Annotated in this window: 22 protein-coding genes; 1 reads left to right on the top strand and 21 read right to left on the bottom strand. The window is 52.3% G+C overall.

Annotated elements, in window-relative coordinates:
- Positions 1-102: 102 nt before the first annotated feature.
- The 7 genes from ACR64Q_RS18385 to ACR64Q_RS18355 all read right to left on the bottom strand — a co-directional run bounded on the left by ACR64Q_RS18385 (position 103) and on the right by ACR64Q_RS18355 (position 9,757).
- Positions 103-327: a sulfurtransferase TusA family protein gene (locus ACR64Q_RS18385; RefSeq protein WP_313732643.1), complete on the bottom strand. Its 225-nt coding sequence runs from the start codon at positions 325-327 to the stop codon at positions 103-105.
- Positions 324-1,367: a tRNA (5-methylaminomethyl-2-thiouridylate)-methyltransferase gene (locus ACR64Q_RS18380; RefSeq protein ID WP_313732642.1), complete on the bottom strand. Its 1,044-nt coding sequence runs from the start codon at positions 1,365-1,367 to the stop codon at positions 324-326. The genes ACR64Q_RS18385 and ACR64Q_RS18380 overlap by 4 nt, the downstream gene beginning before the upstream one ends.
- 195 nt (positions 1,368-1,562) lie before the next feature.
- Positions 1,563-3,317, bottom strand: a complete 1,755-nt coding sequence (locus ACR64Q_RS18375) for a methyl-accepting chemotaxis protein (RefSeq protein ID WP_483823391.1) — start codon at positions 3,315-3,317, stop codon at positions 1,563-1,565.
- Between the two features lie 116 nt (positions 3,318-3,433).
- Entirely contained in the window at positions 3,434-5,980 is a 2,547-nt protein-coding gene (locus ACR64Q_RS18370; protein WP_051427002.1) for a putative bifunctional diguanylate cyclase/phosphodiesterase, read from the bottom strand.
- Position 5,981: 1 nt separating this feature from the next.
- The gene (locus ACR64Q_RS18365; RefSeq protein ID WP_313732639.1) at positions 5,982-6,401 is read right to left on the bottom strand and encodes a hypothetical protein; all 420 of its coding nucleotides are present in this window, start codon (positions 6,399-6,401) and stop codon (positions 5,982-5,984) included.
- Positions 6,402-6,542: 141 nt separating this feature from the next.
- A complete protein-coding gene (locus tag ACR64Q_RS18360) occupies positions 6,543-7,175 on the bottom strand; it encodes a response regulator (protein WP_026602329.1) in 633 nt (210 codons plus the stop codon).
- Positions 7,172-9,757 (bottom strand): PAS domain S-box protein, encoded by a 2,586-nt coding sequence (locus ACR64Q_RS18355; protein ID WP_483823390.1) that lies wholly within the window; start codon positions 9,755-9,757, stop codon positions 7,172-7,174. Before ACR64Q_RS18355 ends, ACR64Q_RS18360 begins: the two co-directional genes overlap by 4 nt.
- 188 nt (positions 9,758-9,945) lie before the next feature.
- Here ACR64Q_RS18355 and ACR64Q_RS18350 point away from each other — a divergent pair, with 188 nt between their 5' ends.
- A complete protein-coding gene (locus ACR64Q_RS18350) occupies positions 9,946-11,103 on the top strand; it encodes a PilT/PilU family type 4a pilus ATPase (RefSeq protein ID WP_313732636.1) in 1,158 nt (385 codons plus the stop codon).
- Between the two features lie 225 nt (positions 11,104-11,328).
- Here ACR64Q_RS18350 and ACR64Q_RS18345 read toward each other — a convergent pair whose 3' ends face one another.
- The 14 genes from ACR64Q_RS18345 to ACR64Q_RS18280 all read right to left on the bottom strand — a co-directional run bounded on the left by ACR64Q_RS18345 (position 11,329) and on the right by ACR64Q_RS18280 (position 21,666).
- Complete coding sequence (locus ACR64Q_RS18345) at positions 11,329-11,652, bottom strand: YqfO family protein (protein ID WP_020484578.1); 324 nt, start codon at positions 11,650-11,652, stop codon at positions 11,329-11,331.
- Positions 11,653-11,700: 48 nt separating this feature from the next.
- Entirely contained in the window at positions 11,701-11,850 is a 150-nt protein-coding gene (locus ACR64Q_RS18340) for a hypothetical protein (protein ID WP_165385910.1), read from the bottom strand.
- A 9-nt stretch (positions 11,851-11,859) separates the two neighbouring features.
- Positions 11,860-12,489: a transcriptional repressor LexA gene (gene lexA / locus ACR64Q_RS18335; protein WP_020484580.1), complete on the bottom strand. Its 630-nt coding sequence runs from the start codon at positions 12,487-12,489 to the stop codon at positions 11,860-11,862.
- Between the two features lie 405 nt (positions 12,490-12,894).
- The gene (locus tag ACR64Q_RS18330; RefSeq protein WP_020484581.1) at positions 12,895-13,155 is read right to left on the bottom strand and encodes a hypothetical protein; all 261 of its coding nucleotides are present in this window, start codon (positions 13,153-13,155) and stop codon (positions 12,895-12,897) included.
- A 184-nt stretch (positions 13,156-13,339) separates the two neighbouring features.
- A complete protein-coding gene (locus tag ACR64Q_RS18325) occupies positions 13,340-13,888 on the bottom strand; it encodes a winged helix-turn-helix domain-containing protein (RefSeq protein ID WP_313732633.1) in 549 nt (182 codons plus the stop codon).
- A 185-nt stretch (positions 13,889-14,073) separates the two neighbouring features.
- On the bottom strand, positions 14,074-14,796 hold the full coding sequence (locus ACR64Q_RS18320; RefSeq protein ID WP_020484583.1) for a cytochrome c1: 723 nt from the start codon (positions 14,794-14,796) through the stop codon (positions 14,074-14,076).
- A gap of 3 nt (positions 14,797-14,799) precedes the next feature.
- Positions 14,800-16,197, bottom strand: coding sequence for a cytochrome b (locus ACR64Q_RS18315; RefSeq protein ID WP_020484584.1), 1,398 nt, complete (start codon positions 16,195-16,197; stop codon positions 14,800-14,802).
- Positions 16,194-16,793 carry a ubiquinol-cytochrome c reductase iron-sulfur subunit gene (gene petA, locus ACR64Q_RS18310; protein ID WP_020484585.1) on the bottom strand — a complete coding sequence of 200 codons (600 nt, stop codon included), beginning with the start codon at positions 16,791-16,793 and terminating at the stop codon, positions 16,194-16,196. The genes ACR64Q_RS18315 and petA overlap by 4 nt, the downstream gene beginning before the upstream one ends.
- A 148-nt stretch (positions 16,794-16,941) precedes the next feature.
- A complete protein-coding gene (gene hisC, locus ACR64Q_RS18305; protein WP_313732632.1) occupies positions 16,942-18,021 on the bottom strand; it encodes a histidinol-phosphate transaminase in 1,080 nt (359 codons plus the stop codon).
- A gap of 363 nt (positions 18,022-18,384) precedes the next feature.
- Complete coding sequence (gene fae / locus ACR64Q_RS18300; RefSeq protein ID WP_313732631.1) at positions 18,385-18,936, bottom strand: formaldehyde-activating enzyme; 552 nt, start codon at positions 18,934-18,936, stop codon at positions 18,385-18,387.
- A 263-nt stretch (positions 18,937-19,199) separates the two neighbouring features.
- Complete coding sequence (locus ACR64Q_RS18295) at positions 19,200-19,646, bottom strand: ankyrin repeat domain-containing protein (protein ID WP_313732630.1); 447 nt, start codon at positions 19,644-19,646, stop codon at positions 19,200-19,202.
- Between the two features lie 15 nt (positions 19,647-19,661).
- Positions 19,662-20,342 carry a hypothetical protein gene (locus ACR64Q_RS18290; RefSeq protein WP_313732629.1) on the bottom strand — a complete coding sequence of 227 codons (681 nt, stop codon included), beginning with the start codon at positions 20,340-20,342 and terminating at the stop codon, positions 19,662-19,664.
- Positions 20,329-21,111, bottom strand: coding sequence for a 4Fe4S-binding leucine-rich repeat protein (locus tag ACR64Q_RS18285; RefSeq protein ID WP_026602318.1), 783 nt, complete (start codon positions 21,109-21,111; stop codon positions 20,329-20,331). The genes ACR64Q_RS18290 and ACR64Q_RS18285 overlap by 14 nt, the downstream gene beginning before the upstream one ends.
- Entirely contained in the window at positions 21,112-21,666 is a 555-nt protein-coding gene (locus ACR64Q_RS18280; RefSeq protein ID WP_020484592.1) for a flavodoxin, read from the bottom strand. It lies immediately after the preceding gene.
- Between the last annotated feature and the right edge of the window lie 242 nt (positions 21,667-21,908).

The following is a 21,908-nucleotide window of genomic DNA, read 5'->3' as shown; positions in this document are numbered from 1 at the left end:
GATGCAAAAGAAAGTATCTCGGCTGTCGGGCCGAGACCCGACGTTAAATCAACCCGTCGCGATAGCGACACAACAACTCAATCGACCAGAACCACAAATAACTCAAACAACTTCCAAAACAATCACATACTCCCCATCACCCGTACGAGTGTCCAAAACCTTATGCCCATTAATCCGACACCAAGCCGGAATATCCTGCATCACCCCCGGATCGGTGCACTCCACCGTCAACACGTCGCCGGCTTGCAAGGTCTTGACCTTGTCCTGAGTGCGGATCACCGGCAACGGGCACAACAAACGGCGGGCGTTTAAAACATGTGCACTCATACGAACCAAGCCTCCGGAATTTCGTCGGCGAGCAAAGGTTTCACAAACACATTACGTTCTGCTCCGTCCCGGTCGCGGATGGTCACTTCCACCTGCTCGGCTTCGCGGCCCTGGCCGTAGCGCGCGGTAATCTGCGCGGCTTGAATCAGGTCATCTTCGCTGGGCGTGCCGTCGATTAAGGCTAGCGGACCGCGATGGCTGGCGCAGTTCATGCTGACAAACTCTTTTTTATAACCGCTCATGAAACGGGCCTCGCCGTCCTCGCGAGCAATGATGACTTTAAAATGCGGTTTGGGGCGAATATGCCTACCCACTTTCAGCAGCATCACATCGTCCAGATCGTAATCGCGTTCGCCGCGCGCCTTCCATAGATCGACCAGCTTTAAAGAATAAGCTTCGTCGGTCAAAAAACAGCAGCCGCCGGCCGGTTGGGCATAGTCGGTAAAACCATATTCTTTAGCCAAGGTCATTTGCGGTTTGCGCGAGCGGCCGCTGAAGCCGAACAGTTTTCCCCGACTGATCCAGCCTTCGCGTTCCGGCAAGGTGGCGGGCAGGTTTTGCGCAGATAGGGGCCTGACCAATAAATCGTCAGCACCCGATTCGGCAGCGACGATGGGCATGGTTTGCTTCCGCTGCGACATGGGCCGCTGGCCGACCACTTCGCCGGTAATGATGAAATCGAAACCGTTTTCCTGCATCCACTGCTTGGCCTTGTTGACCATGAAAATCTTGCAGTCCAGACAAGGGTTCAAGTTGGCGCCATAGCCGTGCTTGGGGTTAAGCAGCACGTTTTTGTATTCTTCGATGACGTCGATGATGTGCAGTTTGATGCCCAATTGCTCGGCCACCCACAGCGAGTTGTTGCGCTTGACCTTGTCGGCGTCTTGCTTGCGTATCGCATGGGTGTGGCCTTCCACGCAAAAGCCGGTGAAAAAGTTGATACCTTCGACGTGGATACCTTGCTCCATGATGGCCTTGCTGGCCAGCATGGAATCTAGGCCGCCGGAAATCAGCGCCACCGCTTTTCTTTGTTGACTCATAACTCAGATGTCTAGCAGGAAAAACGGCGCATTATACTGTGGATTTCAGCAAGATGCGGCCGCCAGCAACGCTGGCAAGCAATTAATTTGGCAAATTCCAGCCGGAAAAACCACTAAAAATCAGCGGTTTGATTCCAGTTGATCGGCGATATGCCGGCCGCTAACGGCCGGCGAATCACAGGCGCCGCGATGGCGTCAAATTCTAAAATGACCGACCGTCTGGCGTAATTGATTGGCCAGCTCAAGCAACTCGCGGCAGGCCTCGGCGGTATGTTTGGCGCCGTTGGAGGTTTCTCCGGACACGTGGCTGATATTGCTGACATTACGGTTAATTTCTTCCGCTACCGCCGTCTGTTGCTCTGCGGCGGTGGCGATCTGATTATTCATGTCGTTGATGGTAAATATTCTCTCGCTGATGGTATTGATCGAATCGCCGGCCGAAGCGGCTTGCTCAACACTGGATGCGGCACGCTTTCTGCCATTTTCCATCACCGATACGGCTTGTTTCGCCCGGCCTTGCAGCCGTTCTATGGTTTGGCGGATTTCCAGTGTCGAGTTTTGTGTGCGGCTGGCCAAGGTACGGACTTCATCCGCCACCACCGCAAAGCCGCGGCCTTGTTCGCCGGCGCGCGCCGCTTCAATGGCCGCATTTAACGCCAACAAATTAGTTTGTTCTGCGATGCCCTGAATCACACTCAATACTTCGCCTATGCTGTTACTGTCGGTTTCCAGATCGTGAATCACATTCGCGGCATTTTCCACTTCGGTAGCCAGTTCGTTAATGCCGCCAACCGCTTGCGTGACGATGTTTTTTCCCGACGTCGCTTCCCGGTCCGCCGTTTCCGCGGCTTCGGACGCCTTGATCGCGTTCTTGGCAACCTCTTGTACTGTCGAGGTCATTTGTTTCATCGCATTGGCCACCAGCGTGGTTTCTTGCAATTGCCGCTCTACGCCTTGTTGGGTGGATTGGGTGATAGTCGCCAGCTTATTGGCGGCCTGCGCCAGCCTGTCGCTGGTCACGCTGATTTCTTCAACGGTTTTGGCGATCTTTTTCACGAAGGCATTAAAGCTTGAGGCCACCCAGGCAAACTCGGACTTACCCGAGGCGCTGAGCCTGGCGCGTAAGTCGCCGTCGCCGCTGCAAATGGCTTGCAGATTCAGCGCCAATGCGGTTAATGGGCCAATGATAATTCTGCTCATCACCAGATAACCGGTGATACCGATAATTAAAAGTGTCAAACCCAAAAAGCCGATAGCGTAAAACACGGTTTGCTTTAACTCGCCAAATGCGGTGCTGAAGGGGGTGATGATTTCGAATGCGCCGTGCAGCTCGCCGGCCCGGCGGTTTTCCATGGCATAACCGAGTAAATCCTGGCCCTTGTCGTTGCCCCACAAGGCTTGCGAGGTATTCGGGTCGCCGTGGCAAAGCTCGCATTGCTTGACCATTTTCACCGGCCTGAAATAGCGAATTTCTTGTTTTTCTTCGTCAACAATACTGTATTCGCTTACCGAAGGCTCTTTTTGGAATTTGGCCAGAACCTGTTGTTCCAGTTGATCCGGCATGTTTCTGGGCGGGTTACGCGGATTAAGTGCTGGCGCCTTAAAACGAAAACCGCCTTCCTTGGCTTTGGCCTCGATTACGTCCCAGGCGTTGGCGGTGGGGACGGTAGCAATAATCAGGGAGCGGCGGCTGGCGTCATCCTTGTCTTGCACCAACTGCCGGAGGTATGCCGGCGAGTAAAGACCGCTTTCCCACTTCTTGCTTACATTGTCGCGAATCGATTCGGAAAGCAGTAGCAATTGCCGAGAAGATTCAATCTTACGGTCTATCAGTTTTTGTTTTTCGATGTTGGCAAACATCAACAACAAGCCCAAGCCCAGGACGAAGAGGATGCCCGTGGTTATTGCTACCACTTTGACTCCGACCGAATGCCAGTTCATCAAGAACATAAGATTTCCCCGTTAAATTTATTGTTATAAGACTCAGCAAATTGGTAGATGGATGATCAAGTATTCCTTCCGCCAAGTAGTGTAGAAAATCAATTAAGGCTTGAAATTACGGCCATTTAGGTGCCGGTGTGGATGTTTTGTGGTCGAATCGCCCTGTTCAAGCTGCGAATAACGCGTTCGAACTCAGGTAAGGGCATGGGCTTACCGAATAGGTAGCCTTGAAAGGCATCGCAGCCTATACGCTCCAGGCAGATGCGTTGATCCTGGGTTTCCACCCCTTCCGCAATGACATTCAAGCCCAGGTTGTGGCCCATGCCGATAATGGTTTGGGCAATCACCGCATCGTTAGGGTCAACGATAAGGTCACGCACAAAGCTTTGATCGATTTTGAGTTGGCTAAGCGGCAACTTCTTCAGATAACTCAATGAGGAATAACCGGTGCCGAAATCGTCCATCGAAAAACGTACGCCCAATGATTTTAGCGTTTGCATTTTTTCGATAGCGTCCTCGACATCTTGCAATACCATGCTTTCAGTCAATTCCAGTTTGAGCTTTGCCGAGTTGGCGCCTGTGTTGTTAAGAATCCTGCAGATTGACTCGACGAAATCGGACTGACGGAACTGTCTGGCGCTCACATTCACCGCAAGTTGTAAATGCTGGGTGAGCGGATTTTGTTCCCAGGCCCGAAGTTGCTCGCAGGCGCATTGCAATACCCACTCGCCGATAGGCAAAATCAAGCCGGATTCTTCGGCAAGCGGGATAAACTCAGCCGGCGAAATCATGCCTTTTTGCGGATGTTGCCAACGTAATAACACCTCTGCGCCAAAAATATGGGCGTTTTTATCTACCTGTGGTTGGTAATGCAGGCTTAGCTGTTCTTGGGCCTGGGCATGGCGTAAATCGAACTCCAGCAATACGCGCGATTCCAGTAACGCCTGCATCTGCGGATCGAAGAAGCGCAACGTGTTGCGGCCGGCATCCTTGGCCTGATACAGGGCCGCGTCGGCGCGCCTAAGCGTGTCGTCGAACGAGTTGTTGTGTTCGTCGAATATGGCTATTCCGATACTGATAGAGGCGAGATGTTCTTTGCCGTTTAACAACATGCCGGTGTTGATGGCGCGCAATATCTTGTGCGCCACTTCTTCTGCATTCGTGGTTGCCTCCGCTTGTGCGCTGCCCAGATTTTCCAGCAACACGATAAATTCGTCGCCGCCCAACCGGGCAACGGTATCGCCTTGACGGACGCAGGCCTTTAGGCGCGAGGCAATTTCTATCAATAGCTGATCGCCGATTTGGTGGCCCTGAGTATCGTTAATCGTTTTGAAATTATCGACATCTATCATCAACACCGCGCCATGCTTACGCGCGCAACGGCTGTTGTGTAAAGCCTGCTGCAACCGGTCTTGCAACAGGCGCCGATTAGGCAGGTCGGTGAGCGGGTCGTAATACGCCAGACGATGAATGGCAGCTTGTGCTTCCTTGTGCTGGCTGATGTCGGTAAAGGCCGCCACATAATTGCAGGTATGGCCGTCCGCGCCGGTCACAACACTGATCGTCAGCCATTTCGGGTAAATGTCGCCGTTTTTACGCCTGTCCCAGACTTCGCCTTGCCAGAATTTTTCGCGCTTCAGTGTGGCCCACATTTCCCGGTAAAACTCTTGACTGTGGCGGCCGGATTTTAAAATCGAGGGCTTGTTGCCGATTACTTCGTCCGGCTGGTAACCGGTCAGCCGGGTGAAGGCGTTATTGACGCGCAGGATGATATTATTTTCGTCGGTAATCATGATCCCTTCCTGGGATTCGATTGCCCTCTCGGCAATCCGCAATTGACTCTCCGCCCAGCGGATGTTGCTGATGTCCCGGCTAATCACCACCATGCCTTTGCGTTGGCCGTTTTCCTGATAAATCGGCGTTTTGCGTACCTCTATTTCGATCGAACGGCCCTCGTCGTTGACGATGTGATCTTCGAACATGATCAAGTGCCCGGCCTTCCATACCGCTTCTTCGTCCGAAAATAGTTTTATATGCTTATCCAGTGCGTCCGGTTGTTGATCCGCCAGCTCCAGATAGGTCTTGCCCTGCCAATCCATGCCGTCAAATCTGAACAACTGTTGCGCGTGCTCATTGGCGAATAACAAGCGGCCGTCGCCGTCTTTGAACAGAATGGCGTCGGGAATGGCTTCTATCAGGCTGATGAGTTGCTGGCTGAGGGCTTTTAGCTTGCTTTCGCTTTCCTGTAGATCCAGTTGCGCCTGCGTGCGCACGGCAATTTCGGCTGCCAGTTGCTGATTGCTCGGTAGTTTCAATGCATGCGGTACCAACTTGAGGAGCAATATGGCGGCGGCCAGGGAGATGGTTGCCGTCAAGGCTTTTATGCTGGTATCCAACCAATACAACGGTTGCCAGATCAGGAAGATGGACATCAAGTGCGATGCCCCGCAGGCCAGAATAAATGAGCTGAACATCAAATAGATGCCGCGAAACTTCAAGTCTCGGCGTTGCGATACGACGTAAGCCAGAATGACGGCAATCGCGAAATAGGCCAGGGTGATTAACGCATCGGAAATTACATACGACCAGAGCAGGCCGGGCGTCCACTTTAAGCAAAACCCGTGCGGCATTAGTCCACCCGCACTGAAAAAATCGAAGAATGGTGTTTTCACGCTAATTTTCCAGCACGGTTTGGTCCGGACGTGAACGTGGACGGGTTTTGTGTATCGGACAATCCTTGGCTAAGCTCGGTTTTGTGCGCTCCAGGCAGTCATGGCAGGCGGCGCGAACGAATGGTGTGTGTTTGCTGAAGTATTTATCGAATATGCCGGTATCGAAAACCTGATGTACGTCGCCGCCACAGCCTTGCAGATTCAGTTCGACGCCGGCCTGCATCCAGTCGCAGATTAGCGAGATGGTGGCAATGCCGCACATATTGAATGTAGGGATGTTCTCGAGCGTTATCTTGGCGCTGGCGCGCGGATTGATTTTTGCGTGGGCCTTGCATGACGCCAGCAATTTATGGCATTTTGCAAACTCCAACGTGTTACGGATAGTCACCTCAAACAATTCACCTGTTACCGATACTTGCATAGATGAACCCCGATGCATTCAAAATTTTGGATTCTGCATCATATGTAAATGTGGATCGTCTGAATATCAGTCAATCTGAAATTCCAGGCAAGTAAAGATGTAATTTTGTGTGGGTCCATTCCTGGAGTTATAGGTAAATGACTACATGTTCAGGCGGTGTGCATCATAGTAGCGGATCAATTCGGCGTTATTGCTGATGTGCAATTTTTCAAACAGCCGGGCTTTGTATGTACTGACAGTCTTGTTGCTGATTGCCAGGTCCTTGCCGATGTCGTTCAGGCTTTGGCCCTTGGCCAGTAACTGCAAGATTTGAAACTCGCGCTCGGATAGTTTTTCATGCGGTTTGTTTAGCTCGGAGCTCTCGAATTCAAAGACCATTTTTTCGGCGAGTTTAGGGTCTATAAAACGGCCGCCGCCGGCGACGCGGCGGATCGCTATCAATAACGTCTCCGGGTCGTTATCCTTGGTTAGATAGCCATTCGCACCGGTTTTCAACGCGCGTGAGACGATTTGTAATTCGTTATGCATGCTCAAAATCAGGATGGGCAATGTCGGATATTGGCCGCGAATCCGGCTGATCATTTCCACGCCGCCGAGATCGGGCATGGTCAGATCCAGTAGCACCAGATCAACAGAATTTTCATCGAGAAAACTCAACAATTGCTGGCTGTTTTCGGCTTCGCCGACGACGGTAATATCGGTGGAGAGTGCGAATAGTTGTTTGAGACCGCCTCGCACAATGGCATGGTCGTCGGCAATGATTAGTCGGATCATAGTTCTGGTCTTTTAGGGTTAGCGGGGATACGTACCTGGATAGAGGTACCTTGGCCCGGGACACTGGAAATAGTGGTTTCTCCGCCCAACATCAAGGAGCGTTCCCGTATGCCGATTAGGCCGAAAGATTTGGTCTTAGTGGGCGCATTCGCGTCGAAACCACGACCATTATCGTAAATTTCCAGGCAATAGTGGTCCTTATCCAAATTGACGGCAATTTTTACCGTGCTGGCTGCCGCATGTCGCAGCACATTGGTCAGCGATTCTTGGGCGATCCGAAAAATCACGATTGCACATTCCTCGTCCATATCGAAATCATCTTCCGGATACAACAGATCGCACTGAATCCCGGATTGTTCCGCGAATTTCCTTACCAGCCACTCCAAAGCCGGCACTATCCCCATTTCTATCGCCGAGGGACGTAACGAGGTTGCCACATCGCGGGTAACCTGGATAGTTTGGTCCAGTAATTCCATGATGTTGCGGATTTGTTCGGCCAGTCCCCGGTTGTTAATTGCGAATTTCATGCGAAGCAGCGACATTTCCATGCGCAGGGCCGTCAACATTTGTCCCAGTTCGTCGTGAACTTCGCGGGCCATGTGCTTGCGCTCTTCTTCGCGGGCCTTTTCCCGGCGGGCGGCCAGTTGCCGCAATTGTAAGCGGGATGATTCCAGGTCTTTTTCTATTACTTTCAGCTCGGTGATGTCCTGCGATGTGCCTATGCCGCGCACGAAACTGCCATCCCCGGCAAATACAAGATCGGCGCGTTCCCTAAGCCATTTTATCTTACCGTTCGCCACTATACGGTGTTGGATATCGTAAGGCGCACCACGCATGGCAGCCTGCCAGGCTTGGTGCACGTAATGACGGTCAGCCGGATGGACACATTCCATGAAGCGCTCGTAGCTTATAGGCGTGCCTAAAGGCATACCGAAAATTCGGTAATTTTCGTCAGACCATTTCAGAGAACTGTCGCCAATGTACAAGGACCAACTGCCTAAATGCGCCTGGGCCTGGGCGTGAGCCAGATGCGCTTCGCTTTCGCGCAAGGCATTTTCGATCAACTTAAAATTGCTGACATCCATGTTAACCCCGACGATTTTTTGCCTGCCGCTCTTGGGATCGCCGGCTATGATGGCTGAAGCCTGAATGAAGCGTAAGGCGCCGTCGCTCTTCCGGCGAATTCTAAACTCCCAATGCTTTTCCTGTTGGTCTCGAATTAACTTGCGTAGTGTGGCTTCAGTGCGCGGTAAGTCTTCGACCACTACCAAGGTAGCCCAGGTCTGGTAGTCTATGGGCGTTCCCACGGGAATACCGAACATCTCGTACATGCGTTCATCCCAATCCCCGACGCCCAACGCCAGATCCCACTCGCAAATGCCGATTGCAGCGGCTTTGGTGGCCAGGCCCAAGCGCTCACTGTAATTGCGAAGTCGCTCTTCCGCGCTCCGACTTTCGGTTATGTCGCGCGCCAGACCGATGGTGCCCAGCACATCGTCTTTATCGTCGATGATGGGCGCTTTGATCGTTTCAGTCCAAGTCTCTCGCCCAGCATCGAAAGCTCTCTCGGTCAGCGATACTTGTTGCCGAGTCAGCATCACTTCTTGGTCAACCGCGCGATAATGCTCGGCCAGGCTTTCCGGCCAGATATCGAAATCAGTCACATCTTCTGAATCACGCAGACTGTCGATGCCCACGGCGGTTAGCCAATGTTTGTTGGCTTGAATATATTTCCCGTTTTTGTCCTTCATCCAGGCCAAGAATGGCAGGCTATCGTACATCGCACGCAGACGGGCTTCCGACTCGCTGATGCGTTTTTGCGCGGATTTCAATGCGGTGATGTCGGTCACCAAGACGAAAAATCCTTTCACTTGCCCTACCGCGCCATCCGGCAAATAGGCGGCTTGCGTATGCCGAGCTGCGCCCGCGAAATTGACGATGGTGCGCTCAAAATACTGTGGTTCTCCTTTCAGCACGGCATCTATAAACGGCTTATTCAGCGTGTATAGTTCATCGCCGATGACTTCGCGAATATGTTTGCCGAGCAAGTTTTCGGAGGTAAAGCCGAACCATTCCTCATAGGCTTTGTTGCCAAATTTGTTGATAAGATTTTTGTCCCAGTAGCCGATCATCGCCGGCATATGGTTGAGTACGGAACGCAAATTCTGTTGGTGCTCTAAAACTTCGGCCGCCTTCTCCGGGTTATTTGGCAACGAGGTATCCGAAAGTATTGTTAGCCATGCCGATATAGTGCCATGCCGGTCCGTTAGACCTCGACCGCTGACGCTGACGCGGACATCGCTGCCGTCTGCGCGTCTTACGGTTAATTCGATAGCTTCCGCCATACCTGGGCCAACGGGCTTGAAACACGGTAAAAGCGCAACGGGAAAAGGCGTGTTGCCGTCAGCGGAAAAAAGGTAATGTTGATTCTGCCAATCGGCTGTTGAGCCAATCCCCAGCAAAAGTTCGGCGGAGCGGTTGACGCAGATGATTTGGTGCGTCGTGTCGAAAACGATGACGGCTTCTTTAATGCTGTCGATGATCCCGTACAGCAAGTCGGTTTCAAGTTCAAAATTACTCAAGTTGAGTCGGCGGTTTGGCATCTCGACGAATTAGCAATGGTTTGGGAATGCAAGCATAAACGAGCTATGACATTTTTCGGCAAAGAAATTAGCTGGCATTCTCGGGCAGCCGAGGGAATACCGTCCCGGCTTCACTTGTCGGCGGATTGGCCTACACTTTGGGCATTATCAATTCGAGAGTCGCCCGCATGGAATTTAAAGACTATCTAAAAATCCTCGTCCAACACGATGGTTCGGATCTGTATTTGACGGCTGGCGCCCCGCCGGCGGCAAAGTTTCAAGGCAGCTTAAAACCGCTGGAAAACGTGAAACTTAGTCGTGAACGCATCAAGGAAATTGCCGACGGCATTATGGACGCCGAGCAACGCGCCTCCTTCGAACATGTGCCGGAAATGAATTTGGCTATTAGCGAAGAAGGAATTGGGCGGTTTCGTGTGAATATTTTCAAACAACGCAACTGTTACGCGCTGGTGATTCGCAACATCAAGGTCGATATTCCCAGTGCAGACGCCTTGGGTTTGCCGCAAATCCTGAAAGATAAAATCATGGAAAAGCGCGGGTTGATTTTATTTGTCGGCGGTACGGGTTCCGGTAAATCGACATCCCTAGCAGCGTTGATTGATTATCGGAACAGCAACTCATCCGGGCATATCATCACCATCGAAGATCCTATCGAGTTTGTACATCCGCATAAAAAGTCCTTAGTGAATCAGCGTGAAGTTGGCGTCGATACCCTCAGTTATGAAGATGCGCTGAAAAACACTTTGCGGCAGGCGCCGGATGTAATTCTGATCGGCGAAATTCGCAGCCAGGAGACGATGGAGCATGCCTTGGCTTTTGCCGAAACCGGGCATCTGTGTTTGTCCACCTTACACGCTAATAATGCCAATCAGGCGCTCGACCGAATTATCAATTTTTTCCCGGAGGAGCGTCGTCCGCAGTTGTTGATGGACTTGTCCTTAAATCTGCAAGCGTTTATTTCGCAACGTCTGGTACCCACCGTCGAAGGCAAACGGGTGGCGGCTATCGAAATTTTGCTGGGTACTAAATTGGTCAGCGATTTAATCCATAAAGGCGATATTCACGCCATCAAGGAAGCGATGGAAAAATCCGAAAATATCGGCATGCAGACTTTTGACAGCCATTTACTCAAGCTCTACAAAGGCGGGGTAATCACCTTGGAGGAGGCCTTGCGCAACTCGGATTCGCCGAACAATTTAAAACTGAAAATCAATTTGAGCGAAGGTTTGGGGTCGGCGACCAAAAAGCCCAGTTCTCTGGCTGGCAGTCTTGCTTTGGAAGAAATCACCAAGAAAGAGGGTGATGAGGAAAGTGAGGGACATTAAGGAAACTCCAACGAATGTCCCAAACATCTTTGCTTTGTCGTACAACGAAAGCGGGAAGCCCGGAAATTCAAAAAACTGGATTTCCTATTTTGGGAATGATGGGGCTATCAAAACATAAAAACGGACGATGGGCCATTTTGCAAGCGAGTTGCAATCGATAGATTTAGCTATCGTATTCCCAATGGAATTAGCGTGTTCATAGAGCCTAAAACCGTTTTGAACAGGCTAGGATAAGTCTGCGACGCTGAGGATCCTATAAACCTCGTAGGCTGGCTGCTGATAAGGATGGCAAGCCAGCAAGGTTTGCACCACCGTTTTAATTAAATCATCGGCGCAAACCATTTCTATCTTATATTCAGCGACCTGCTGAATTTCACCGATACTGCCCAGATAAGGGTGGCTACCGGCGAGAGGCCGGAATTGGCCCTCGCCCAGCACTTGCCAGGCACAACTGTCGTAATCGCCGATACGCCCGGCCCCTTGCTCGAACAACGCTTGTTTTAGCTGTTCGGCATGGCTGACCGGCACATAAAAACTCAGTTTATACATAGTGCCGGATGCCAGGTGACCATGCCAAGCAGGTTAGGGTTACGAACATCAGCCGGTAGCCAGTAAAAACACGCCCCACAGCACTACAACCAGCGTAATTTCCTCGATCATGTTGATGGCGGCCTGTCGGTCCGCTCTGTTCAGCATGGCTGTTTGATTGGCTTTTTGATCGCGCATATGAACGGATTGATGAAGCATAATCTCCTCCTAGTGGTGGTTGGTATAGCTACGCATTTGTCCGACTAATACCCCTTGTATTTCCACTTGCTCGGGCCGGTAACGCATGGCCTGCATTGAGGAATTGGCGGGAATTAGCAGGGTTTCGTGTGGGTACTGCTCGATAAATTTCAATGTTGCTTCGGCTTTTTCAACCAATGCAACGACGATTTCGCCGTTACGGGCATGGCTGCGTTGTTCGATGATGACCCAGTCGCCGTCGAAGATGCCTTCTTCCTGCATCGAATCACCCTTTACTTTCAGGACATAACAAGGGTTCTCGGTTTTCAATTCTTCCGGCACAGCCATATAAGAAATGTTTTCGATGGCTTCTATCGGTCTGCCGGCGGCTATGGTGCCGACAAAAGGCAGCATGCCGGATGCCACGGTTTTGTTGACCAGCGATTTGGCGTGTTCGGTCAGGCGAATGCCGCGTTGCTTGCGCTCCGGTGCTTCAATCAAATTGGCGTCGATCAGTGCCTTGATCTGGCTGTGCAATGAACCGCGCGATTTCAAACCCATCGCCGCGCACAATTCTTCCAGTGTCGGCGGATGACTGAATAGCTCCTGATTTTGTAGCAGGAAGTCGAAAATTTCTTGTTGCTTACGGGTAAGTGTCATGTTTGTTCTGCATTTGTTTTGTAAAAGCATACAATGAAAACAAATGCAGAACAAATAATTTTTTCAGGTTGCCGGAAAAATTTGCTATTGGTGGGTTGCTGTGGATCAGGAGCGACGAAAAACAGGCTTTTCGAAGAGGCTATTTTTTAACCTGGCCCTTATATTTCCGTTGGCCGTCATACCCGTGAAAGCGGGAATCCAATTTAGCAACTGGGCTCCCGGCTTTACGGGAGCGAGCTTATTTAGAAGTGTGGTTAATAGCCGTTGCGTAAGGTCCAGTGAGACTGAAACCGGTCATTCTGCAAAAAGCAGGCATTTTCGGATGTTATTGCCGCGCTGGGAAACGGAAGTAGAAAGCCGTTACCAGCGTTCCAACGGGGTGGACTGGGCGTTTTATCGAAAGTGTTATTTGCTTGCGTCAGTGACGCATTTCTTGGTGAAGCTATTCTTCGCAGCGCCTTTCAAGTTTTTCTCGGCAGCTTTTGCATCGCAGCCGGCTTTAGCGGCAGTGATTTTGGCGTCTTTCTCGCATTTTTTAAGAAAGCTATTTTTGGCGGCGCCAGCCAGCTTTTTTTCAGTAGCCTTGGCTTCGCAAGCTGCGTCGGCTGCATACGCCGTTTGGCTCAAGAAAAATAAAGCTACTATTGCCAAAATAATATTTTTCATTAGGTATCCTCCGAATAGATTAATAGAGCGCTTATTCTGTAGTTGCTGAGGTTTGGATGGCTCTCGCAATTGACCCTCTGTTGCTTGCCGTTTACCGCAAGAGGTCTTTATGCCCCAACAATCGTTATTTTCAACGCAAGCGGCTAAGTGTCGCGTGATGAACGATTTTCTCAACAGTAAAACGCTAGCCCTTCAGCACTATGGTTTCGACGTGGTCTCCCCCTCTGGCCGACAGCGTGATTTTGTCCTCCTGAGCCAACCAACCGATACTTCTTTGAATGATGGCCTCTTCCTCCGGCAGTACATAAACTAATTTGGCAACCGGTGTCGCGCCGTTTTCAGCCAAATGATGCCAGATAACCCCAGCGGTCAAACCTATGCGTTCGTGCATGGAAATTACGATTGGCGCGGTTTCACTTGGCTCTGCTTCCACAGTAGGCTCTACTTTAGCGGCTTTGGGCTTTGGATTAGCTTTTTTCGCGGCTGCTTTAACAGTGGGCGCCGGGGCTTTTTCGGTACTTTCCGGGGCAGTCGGTGCTTCAGTAGCTGTTTTTACGGCTTTAGGCGTTGTAGTTGCTTTGGGTTTAGCTTTGGTTTTGCCCGGTGCGGTGGACATTTCTTGTGCTGTTTTAACGGCAACGGATTTGGTAGGGGATTTTTTAGTCGCTTTCGCTGGAGCAGGCTTTTCAGTGGCAGAGACTGACGTTTCAGATGTTGGCGTAGTTTTTTTCATATTGGCTTTCAGACGGTCAAGGGTAGAGTTGTTTCCAGCATTCGGGCTTAGCGTATTCCGTTACTGAGAGTTTAATCGAGATTTTAACCGGATTTACAAATCGATTGCTTGTTAAACAAACGGCCATAAAAAAACCGGTATCAGCTTAGCCGATACCGGTTTGATATTACGAGCCCAAGCTGTGTTTAGTGTACGTCTTTCCAGTACTCTTTTTTCAACAGATAGGCTAGTGCGATAAACATCAGGATAAAGAACAACACGTATTTACCCATTTGTTGTCTTTCCAGTTGCACCGGTTCGCCGACGTAAACCAGGAAATTGACCAGGTCGTTGACCATTTTGTCGAATTCCTGAGGTGTCATTTGCCCCGGTTGTTCCAGTTTCAGACCGGTAATGACGTCATGGCCGTCGATTTTCTGGGTAATCGCCGATTGCGTACCTTGCAATTGCCAGAACACGTTGGGCATGCCGACATCAGGGAACACGACATTGTTAACGCCCAAAGGTGCTTTTCCCGGCTCGGCATAGAAGCTGCGCAGGTAGGTATACAACCAGTCGGCGCCGCGCGAGCGGGCAATCAGCGACAAATCGGGCGGCGTGGTGCCGAACCATTTTTCCGCATCGTGCGCGTTCATCGCCGAATGCATCTGATCGTAGATGCCGGCCCCAAAAGGTGCCACCACTTTCAGAACTTCCGCTTCATCCAGCTTCAGATCGATAGCGATACGTTTGTAGCGGATATGTTTTGCCGAATGGCAGCCCAGGCAATAGGTAACGTAATATTTCGCGCCGCGCTCCATCGCCATGGTGTCGCTTAAGTCGATGTCGGCGCTGTCGAGTTTGACGCCACCGCTGGCCAGCACGTTGAAAGGCAGCAAAAATAAAAGAGTGTAGAGTATCTTTTTCATGGCTTAATCCAGGCTCTTTTTCAGGTTTTTTGCAAAACGAATCAGTACGGCAGATATGCCGGACCAGTTCGGCCTTTTCTTGGCGATAGTGCCGCCGATATTGTCGGGAACTTGCTGTACCTCAACCACTTCATCGACTAAGGCCAGTAGAGCCGGAATGCGATCTTCCAGGCTCGGCTGGTCGGTCAGGCGATTCGGTACCGGTTTGGTTTTTTCCCAGCGGGTATACAGAGGCATCAACAGGAAAAATCCGAAGTAAACTGCGGTCAATACCCGAGCAACAGTGGTGGCACCTGGCGTAGCAGGCTGAGTTCCCAAATAACCCAAACCGATAAAGGCGACTACAAACAATGCCACGGCTTTTTTGAAGATGCCGCCACGGTAACGGATGGATTTGACCGGGCTACGATCCAGCCAAGGCAGCATGAACAGCACCACAATCGCGCCGCCCATCGCAATCACGCCGGCAAACTTATCCGGTACTGCGCGCAAAATGGCGTAAAACGGAGTGAAATACCAGACCGGCGCAATATGTTCCGGGGTTTTCAATGGATCAGCCGGGATAAAGTTGGCGTGTTCCAGAAAGTAGCCGCCCAATTCCGGCATGTAGAAAATCACCGTGGCGAAGAAGAACATGAACACGCCGACGCCGACGATGTCCTTGACGGTGTAGTAAGGATGGAAAGGAATGCCGTCGACCGGATGTCCCCAAGGGTCTTTTGATTGCTTGATTTCAACGCCGTCAGGGTTGTTGGAACCCACTTCGTGTAAGGCGACAATATGCAGGAACACCAGGATTAACAATACTAGAGGCACGGCGATGACGTGAAACGCGAAAAAGCGGTTCAACGTGGCGTCGGACACCACATAGTCGCCTCGCACCCACAGCGATAACTCGTCGCCGATCACTGGAATCGCGCTAAACAAGGAGATGATGACCTGGGCGCCCCAGTAAGACATCTGTCCCCAAGGCAGCAGGTAACCCATAAACGCTTCCGCCATCAGGCAGACGAAGATCAGCATGCCGAAGATCCAGATCAGTTCGCGCGGTTGCTTGAACGAGCCATAAATCAGGCCGCGGAACATGTGCAGATAGACCACGATGAAGAACGCCGAGGCGCCGGTGGAGTGCATATAACGCACTAGCCAACCCCAGTTGACGTCGCGCATGATGTATTCGACCGAGTCGAAAGCCAGTTTGGCATCCGGCTTGTAGTTCATGGTCAGTAAAATGCCGGTGATGAACTGATTGACCAGCACCAACAGGGCCAACGAGCCGAAAAAATACCAGATGTTAAAGTTTTTGGGCGCGTAGTAATGCGCCATGTGTTCATTCCACAAATCGGAGAGTGGAAAACGCTCCAGCAGCCATTCGCTGCATTGATTCATTTTTTGCTTCATGCTGGGTTTGCCTCGCTTTCTTCGCCAACGACAATCAGATTGTCTGTTTCATATCGATAAGGCGGTATCTCAAGATTGGTAGGGGCGGGAACGCCGCGATACACACGACCGGCCAGATCGAACCAGGAGCCGTGACACGGGCAGAAGAAACCGCCTTTCCAATCCGGGCCCAAATCGTTAGGGGCAATTTCCGGGCGAAACGTGGGCGAGCAGCCTAAGTGCGTGCACAGGCCGACCGCGACAAAAATTTCCGGTTTAATGGAGCGCAGCGGATTTTTGCTGTTCTGCGGCTGCATGGATTCGTTGGATACCGGGTCAGCCAATTTGCTGTCCAGAGTCGCTAGAGTGGATATGACCTCCGGCGTCCGATTCAAGACCCACACCGGCTTGCCGCGCCAAGCCACGCGAATTAGCTGGCCGGGTTCCATCTTGCTGATATCGACATCGACGGGCGCGCCCGCTGCCATGGCTTTGGCGCTGGGCTGCATTTGCGAGAGAAAGGGGACGGCCAAATAGCCGGCACCCACTGCACCAACCACCGACAGTGCCGAGGTCAGAAACTGGCGTTTGGAATGATCGACGCCTTCGTGGTTCATAAGTAACACTCCTGATGATGTGATGTATATCGCGATACATCGATTATTATAATTTTCAGCAAATATACCCTACTGTCCGTGATTATTGAAATTGTTCTTGCGACAGCGCTATTCAAGGGTTTCAGGCCTTTGCGGATAGTGAGAATCATCACTTTAAAGCAACTGTCAACGCGCTTAGAAAGGCTTGATTTTCTTCCGGTTTCCCGACGGTGACGCGCAGGCAATTGTGTAACAGCCCGCCTTGAGGGGACAGATTCTTGATCAACACGCCTTGCGACTTCAGTGAGGCAAATACGTCGTCTGCGGCTTTGTTAAGGGTGCGGAACAAAATGAAGTTAGCGGCGCTGGGGTAGGCTCGAACGCTAGGCGTCTCCTCTAAGGCTTGGAGAACCAAAGCGCGCTCCCCTCGTAGCGTTTGGGTTTGTTCTAACAGAAACTCGCCATGATCCAACGCAAATCCCACCGTGATTTGGGTCAGGCAATTGATATTGTAAGGTAAGCGGACTTTATGCAACTGCTCCACAATGGCCGAATCGCCGGCCAAAAATCCCAAGCGTAACCCGGCCAGTCCCAACTTGGAAACGGTACGCATCACCAGTAAATTAGGATAATGTTCCAGCTCGCCGATAAAGCTGGCGTCGGCAAACGGCGCATACGCTTCGTCGACCACTACCAATCCCGGTGCTAGGCTGAGTATTTCCTTGATGGCTGCGGCATCGAATAAGTTGCCGGTGGGGTTGTTGGGATAGGCGATAAAAATCAAGGCAGGTCGAGATTCGGCAATCGCCGCGCGCATGGCCGGCATGTCCAGTTCAAAACTGTCTGCCAGCAATGGCACGCCTCGGTAACGCAGGCCCAGGCTTTGCGCCACTTGTTTGTACATCACAAATCCGGGTTCCGGTGCCAACACGGCGGCATCGGCGCTTAAAGCCATTAGTAATATTTGAATGATTTCGTCGGAGCCGTTGCCGAGCAGCAAGGCCGCTTGCTCCGGAATGCTATTCGCCCGGCGCAATGCGACTGCCAGTGTCTTGGCTTCCGGGTCCGGGTAGCGGTTGATCGGGCAGGTCTTTAGCGATTCCAACCAGCGTGCTTGAATATCTTCCGGCCAGCTATAAGGATTTTCCATGGCATCGAGTTTGATGAAGTTGCAGGCATCGGCGACATGGTAGGCCGACATGGATAGAACTTCGGAGCGGAACAGCGTTTCGAGCGGTTGGGTTGGCATGTAGTCAAACTCTGCGGAATTGGAACGAGCGGCATTGATATTACACCCTAGGAAACTGGGTTGGCCGCGAGGGCAAAAAATCGGCGGGTTTTAACAAAGCGGAGGACGAACGTATAACCTTGAAAACCAGCCTCTTGCGTCCCCGTTGACGCGAGTCGCTCGCTACGGTGCGGGCGGATATAGGGCGCGGGGATAATAACACTGCTTGCTGGAGGTGGCAAAGGGATTAGGCGGCAGAGCGGGCTAATATGCCGATTTGCCTTTGGCGGCGGTGATGCTTATGGCGATACACTTTTATGGCGCGTCAATTATAGTAGGTCAGGTTGCCGCTATCGCGGCTTCCTGACGATTTGCTTTATAAGGTTACCACTGCGACTCGCCCGTTTCCGGGTCGTACATTTCGTGGAATATTTTGTGGCGGTTGGCGATCAATTCATCGATGCTGGGCGAGTTGCTCATCGCTCTGGAAATTGCCAGCTTCATGGCTTCGTAGTTAGTGCGGTACAAATCCTTGCGGTCCAGTTCCGGGTTTTCCGCGCAGGAGGGGTCGATCCAGATCATGGCAATGATGCACAACTCGTTGGCTTGTAGGCGCGGAATAATGCCGTCGGCGACGCTATCGATCACCGCGTCGGCAACTGCGGACTGTACCGGGCCGCCCAATAAGTTGACGTAAGCCGAGGATTTGATCGTGACTTTTGGCACCATGATGGTGGCCGGACGCACTTGTTGGTTGGTGGCGCGGATCGCGAACATGCGCGTGTGGCCCGCAGTTTGCCCCATCAGATTGGCAAAGGCATGACCGGCCGGGCCTTTGACGTCGCCAATCAGAATTTCCGGCATCGCGTCGGTGCCTTGGCCGTCGCTGGAAAATACGGTGGCTTCGCCGGTTCTAAACCAATAAGAGTCTGACATGGTGCGTCCTCGGAGTATGTTAGGAAAGGCCGCATTCTATGCCCACGCTGGGCTTGCGGCAATAGGCGGGCTTATCCGGCTTGGGGTTTAGATTGGTGGCTAACCATCTCTGTTTATTTGGGGCGGAGTGCTATTGGTGCATGCGATCCTTATGCACTCAGGTAAGGCTGGAGAACTAATAGGTCCCACAGCGAATCCAGTGTAGCCGCTCGTCTCCCGCCTGCGCGGGTATTTAAAGTCCGAGTAAAAAATGTCCAGTGGCGCTATACCTGCAAGGCTTTTACCGCACTGCGCAGCAACTGCAAACATTGGCGATTGGCGGCCAAATCCAGCGCGCTGAAATCGTCCTGCGTACTGAGTAGCGGATCGGCGCCGGCTTCCAGCAATTGCTTGACCACAGCGTGTTTGCCACTGGAGGATGCATAAGTCAGGGCGCTGGCGCCACTGGGATTTTGATAATTAATATCGATGCCGGCCTCTAGCAACAAGCCGATGCAATCGCCCGCTTCGGCAAAACATGCGGCCCACAGCGCGTTGTTGCCGTAAGCGTCCAGCGCGTTAAGATTTGCACCTTGCTTCAACAGATAGTTCAGTACATCGGCCCGGCCTTGTTGGGCGGACAGAATCAATGGGTGCTTGCCGTGCGGATTGAGGTCCAATTGAAAGCCGTTTTCCAGCAACCAGGCGTCTATTTCGGGAGTAATAGTCATGCGATAGGGTGCGGTTTAGACCAGCGAGGGTCGGTGGAGTAAGGACAGATGGCCGACACCGGCTGTTTTCAATTTGTCGGCCAGCTCGTGACGCGCCAGTTCGCCTTTGCCGCGCAGATACTTCAATTCGCTACCGGTCAGCAAGGTGATGGCGATGAGCTTTATTTCGCCGCCTGCAAGCGTTAAAGTTTTGGCGGGTTCGCTATTAGCCCCCAATAAGGCGCCAATTTGGCCGCGGCCGTCCTTGATGTGATCGATAGCAAATTCCATCGATAGCAGTTCCCCGTTCAATAGCCTTTCGCTTAAACGCGGGAAGCCGGCCAAGGTATGGCTGACTTCGGCGGTCAGCGGAAATAACCAGGTGTCGGCGAATTTAGCGAGCGGTGCGTTCTCGGCGGCGCCGGAATCCGGGCTTTCGATAAACACTTCCAAGCCCAGGCCGGTTTCCGGTCTGTCGCGCTCCACCCAGGGGTCGGATAAGCCATCGGAGATCACACAGGCGTTTTGGCCGTGCCGCGCAGCCAGCCAAGCAGCCCCGGCCGGCCATTCCGGGCCGTCGCTCATCGGACCCATCAAGGAAGTCAGGGCGGCTAGGTCGGAGCCCAGCCGTTCTTTCAAGGCTTGGTGGCGGGACTCGGTCGCCATCCGCAGGCGGTCCGCATAGGTCAGGCCGACGATGTGTTCAGTCTGCGGCATGCGTTGCCTCCATCGCTAAGGCTTCCCAGCGCTCACGAGCGGTAAAACTGACTTCTTCGTCGGCGTCGTCAAGCATCTGCTTCAGCAGTTCCGGCTCGGCGCGCAGCGCCACTTCATAGCGTACGGTCCAGTCTTCGTCCTTGCTCATCATGGCTAGATCGTCGACCTCCATGCGCTGCGCGACGATACGGCGGATGTTCACTTCTTGATCGTTGGCCATCAAGCCCAAACTCACGCTGGGTATGCGCTCCGCGACGGTGCGGCGTACTTCATTGTCCGGGTCGGCGACTAAACGGAATAGTCGGCCTTTGGGCAAGCGTTTGGCAACGTAAGTGCGTACCAAGTAATCCGGATCGTTGGCCATTAACTCGAGTTGGGTTTCCGGCAGGCGGTCGGCCACCGTGACTCGCACTTCCCGGTCGCTGTCCTGGCTTAATTCCAGTAGCCATTCCACCGGCACACGATAAGCCAGTACCCGGCGCACGGCCTCGTCGGGGTCGGTCAATAAGGGGCGTAAATGATTGGTCGGCAGATACTGGGCCGCAATTGCGCGCCGTTCCCAGAACGGGTCTTGGGTGTAATTTAACGCGTAGACCGGATGCGCTTTGAAAAAACGGTCGATTTGCCGGCCGCTTTCTGCTACTACGCAGCGATCACCCGGCTTGCAGGTGCCTGTGGCGAGTAAGGTATCCCGGTAAGCGCAGTGGGAGCAGTCGGCCAACGGGGTTAGATCAAATTGATCTTGTTCTGCTAAGGATGAGGCCGACATCTAGGCGGCCTCCGCCAAGACCGGCAGCAACTGCGGCGTGACTTGCGCCAGCCAGACTCTGATGCGCTCGTCGGTCAAATGCGGTTGGCCGCGTTGATCTAGTACCAGGCCGACGAATTGATCGTCGATCACCGAGTCGGAATGTTCGAAGGTATAGCCTTCCGTGCTCCAGCGGCCGATCATCTCGGCGCCGAATCCGTAGAATACCCGGTAAAGTTGGATCAGGGAGCTGGCGAAGCGCGAGGCGTAGCGTTCTTGATGGCCCAAGCCGAATAGCGCGATCCGTTTGCCGGAGAGATCGACGCCATTCAGGGTTGGTACGAACTCTTGCCAGCTGCGCTCCTGACATCCGGCTCCCAAACCGGGCAAGTCGCCTATGCCGTAGCTGGGAGTACCCAATATCAGCGCGTCGTATTGCAATAGTTCTTCGGGTTTAACCCGATTGATGTTTTTGGGCTTGTCGGCCAGCTCTTCGCCCAACAAACTGAAAATCTTTTTTGCCACTAGACGGGTGCTGCCGGTATCCGTTCCGAAAAAAATGCCGATTTTGCTCATAAATCACCTGTAATCGAGAGTGCGGGATAAGGCTTGTGCAGCCGTTTTAAGCTTCTCAGCAAATTTTGATCCAGATTTAAAATCAGTCTGCTTGTCTGATTTTTTTGTTTTAGATCAGTTAGATAGATATTTTTGCCGTATTTTCCGGTTGAGGTCTGTGCAGGCATGTCTACAATTGCAGGACGGTTGGGGTGATTTGTGACATAGCGGCGCGGATTGCCCGTTAGATTGAGGTTGGATTG

This window comes from Methylomonas sp. 2F7, from assembly GCF_057126975.1.
Note: the sequence above shows the minus strand (reverse complement) of the source record. Positions and strands in the feature narration are given on the sequence as shown.